The sequence below is a fragment of the Nostocoides sp. genome (genome assembly GCF_035343835.1).
GTDB lineage: Bacteria > Actinomycetota > Actinomycetes > Actinomycetales > Dermatophilaceae > Nostocoides_A > Nostocoides_A vanveenii.
Map to the genome: position 1 here is coordinate 1,366 of NZ_DAOQZV010000040.1, position 3,284 is coordinate 4,649.

The 3,284-nt window shown below is 69.9% G+C and carries 2 protein-coding genes and 1 pseudogene; all 3 read right to left on the reverse strand.

Going from position 1 to position 3,284, the window contains the following annotated elements:
• Positions 1-12 precede the first annotated feature (12 nt).
• Positions 13-990: a pirin family protein gene (locus PKH97_RS04710; RefSeq protein WP_324386250.1), complete on the reverse strand. Its 978-nt coding sequence runs from the start codon at positions 988-990 to the stop codon at positions 13-15.
• Positions 991-1,177: 187 nt separating this feature from the next.
• Positions 1,178-1,396 carry a hypothetical protein gene (locus tag PKH97_RS04715; protein ID WP_324386251.1) on the reverse strand — a complete coding sequence of 73 codons (219 nt, stop codon included), beginning with the start codon at positions 1,394-1,396 and terminating at the stop codon, positions 1,178-1,180.
• 109 nt (positions 1,397-1,505) lie between these two features.
• Positions 1,506-3,284 (reverse strand): annotated as a pseudogene (locus tag PKH97_RS04720) (hypothetical protein); the annotation flags it as partial.

Consider the following 3,284-nt stretch of genomic DNA (forward strand, 5'->3'; position numbering starts at 1 on the left):
GGCCCAGGTGCCTCAGCCGGCCAGGGCCGAGGCGCCAGAGTGCGGGAGCTCTCGGCCGAAGGCGCCGCGCTGGTAGTCCTCGAAGGCCTGGAGGACCTCGGCGCGGGTGTTCATGACGAACGGCCCGGCCCAGGCGATCGGCTCTTTGATCGGACGACCGCCGAGGATCATCACTTCGAGCCCACGCTGGCCACGGCCGTCCGCGTCCACGGTGGCAGAGAACTCGACGACGTCGCCGCGGCCGAGCACCGCCAACTGACCCGCCCCGATCGGGGTGCCTTGCGGCCCGACCTGGCCGCGACCACTCATGACATAGACGAGGGCGTTGAAGTCGGCGCGCCACGGCAGCTCGAGGCGCGCTCCGGGCGCGACGGTCGCGTGGATCATCGTGATCGGCGTATGGGTGCTACCCGGCCCCCGGTGTCCGGCAACGTCACCGGCGATCAAGCGCACGAGCGCGCCGCCGTCGGCGGAACTGAGCAAGGCGGTCTGGCCGGCACGCAGATCCTGATAGCGCGGGGTGACGAGCTTGTCGGCGCGCGGCAGGTTGACCCACAGCTGGATGCCGTGGAAGAGGCCGCCGCTGACGACGAGCTCCTCCGGCGGCGCCTCGATGTGCAGCAGCCCGGCCCCGGCCGTCATCCACTGCGTATCGCCGTTGGTGATCCGTCCGCCACCGCCGTAGGAGTCCCGGTGGTCGAAGGTGCCGTCGATGATGTAGGTGACCGTCTCGAAGCCGCGGTGCGGGTGCCACGGGGTGCCCTTGGGCTCGCCCGGCGCGTACTCCACCTGCCCCATCTCGTCCATCATGATGAAGGGGTCAAGGTGGCGCAGATCCACGCCCGCAAAGGCACGCTTGACGGGGAAGCCTTCACCCTCGAAGCCGCTGGGAGCAGAGGTCACCGACACGACGGGACGGCGCGTCGCAGTCGGCGCCGGCCGCTCGATGCTCGGCAGCACGGCGAAGTCGGAAATGGTGACAGCTGGCATTCGACTCACTCCTTTAGTTGCGGTTTCAACTATACCGCTCAACCGGGCGCGAGTCCAGTTCATTTCCGGTGCGTATGCCGGCGCCTTCAGCACCGCGGTCGGCTACGCCAGCCAACGTCGCCGGGAACGCAGCACGCCGCCCGACGAGTCCGTCGGGCGGCGTGCTGCGTGTGCAGTTCGGCTGGTGTCAGACGAGCGCGTCGATCTCGGCCTTGATGGCCTCGACCTTGTCGGCGCCGATCATCGCGCCGGCCATCCCCATGGCCTGGGCAGCGGACATGCCGCGAACCATTCCGATCATCGGGTTGGACGTCACGCCGGGCGCGTGCTTCTCCATGATCGCCTGCACGTCCGGGTCGTCGAGCAGGGTGCCCATGGTCGTGGTGTCGGCGTCGTAGCGAGCCATTGCAGTCTCCTTGACTACTAGCAGGTAACTCCGGCTCAGCCTATGTCACAACACGCAGGTCCCGGCGAATGTGTCGCCGAGACCTGCGTCATCCTTTGCGAGCCGGTGATCAGCCCTCGCCGCGCCGGAATCCGGCGCGTTGCGCTGCTTCCTCGTCGAGGAACCAGACATCGGGCGTGGTCTGGTCATACCAACCCGATCCCGGCACCTGGTAGATCCCGAGGGCGTAGACGCCCTTGATCGGGTGACCCAACGGCATACAGCCATCCTCGATCGGAGCTGCGGAGCCTACGCTCCAGCCGCCGTCGATGACGGCATGATCGTGGACCACCACGCTGTCCCCGCCCGCGTCGCCGGCGTCGTCCGGCGGGCCGTATGCCGATGCCGCCTCGTGCGCGCCGTAGCCGTGGTCGCCGTAGCCACCCACGTGTCCCGACTCACTGCCCTCGCCGGACGCCGCATCTGCATCGCGCGCGGCGTCGCCGTCGGCCCGGGACGTGTCGTCGACCGGCCAGGCCTGGACCTCGTCCGAGCCGTCGCTGCCCTCAACGACACGCTGCTCGGCGCCGTCGTCGACGGGCCATGCTTGGACCTCGGCATCCGTGCCCACCGATTCGGCGGAGGCGTCGGGATTGCCGTCCCAGACCAGGTTCACGCCGCCAGCTTCGGCCACCGCCTCGGTGTCGACCGCCGCAGCAACCTCATCCAGGGACGACGGCTCGACATCAGCATCGGACCACGACGACTCCTCGACCTGCGCAACATCGGCGGAGGTGCCGTCGGCCTCGGCCCCGGCAGGCGCGTCGTCGGAGGGGGCCGCGTCCTCAGCAGGCGCGTCGACCGACCAGGCCGACTCCTCCACGTTCACGACATCACCGCCCTCGCCCGCAGCGACCTCCACGGCAGCCGCGTCGCCGGCGTCGCTCACCGTCTCGCCGTCCCACACCAGATTCACGCCACCGGCCTCCGCAACCGCGTCGGTATCGACCGCCGCAGCAACTTCCTCCAGGGACGACGGCTCCACTGCGCCGTCGGACCAGGACGACTCCTCGGCGACAATGTCCCCATCAGATAGGCCATCGTCTGCCGCGGCCGAGTCCTCGACCGATTCCTCGGACGACCAGGCCGACTCCTCGACCTGACTGCCGTCGCCAGCATCCCCCGTGAGGTCGTTCACGACACCCGCATCGCCCGCGTCGGCCGTCGAGTCGCCGTCCCACACCAGATTCACGCCACCGGCCTCCGCAACCGCGTCGGTATCGACCGCCGCAGCAACTTCCTCCAGGGACGACGGCTCCACGGCGCCGTCGGACCAGGACGACTCCTCGGCGACAACGTCCCCATCAGATAGGCCATCGTCTGCCGCGACCGCCCCACCTTCGGGAGCAGCCCACGACGACTCCTCGGTCACGACGTCACCTTCGGGAGCGGTCCACGACGACTCCGCGGTCGCTTCCGCGTCGGGGGACGGGACGTCGTCGTCCACCGCGTCACCCTGGACGGCCGCGTCATCAGTCGCGGCGACCGGGGGCTTGGCATTCCACGGGTCCGCAAAGGGCGAGGCGGTAGCTACGTGCGGGTCACCCTCGGTTGCGTCCGCGGAGGCATCTGCCTGACGGTCGCGCCGGAAGGCGGCGATGCGGGAGGCCGCGCCCGCGATTCCTGCGCCGGCTAGCCCGGCCGCGCCGGCGGCCAGCGAACCCAGCCGACCGCGCACTTCGCCGGAACCCGAGTCAGCCGAGGCTGCGGGCAAGGGGGCAACCGTTGCGGACAACTCTGCTTCCCGGGTCTCGCCCAGGGCGTTGTCGGTCGTCTCGGACGTGACGTCCGCCTGAGCGTCCCAATTCGGCCCCGTGGTGGCCTCGGCCACCCAGTCGGAGTGCGCCTC

Bases quoted from the DNA above. Each gene is read 5' to 3' on its own strand.
- PKH97_RS04710 (WP_324386250.1), bottom strand. From the start codon at position 990: ATGCCAGCTGTCACCATTTCCGACTTCGCCGTGCTGCCGAGCATCGAG.
- PKH97_RS04715 (WP_324386251.1), bottom strand. From the start codon at position 1,396: ATGGCTCGCTACGACGCCGACACCACGACCATGGGCACCCTGCTCGAC.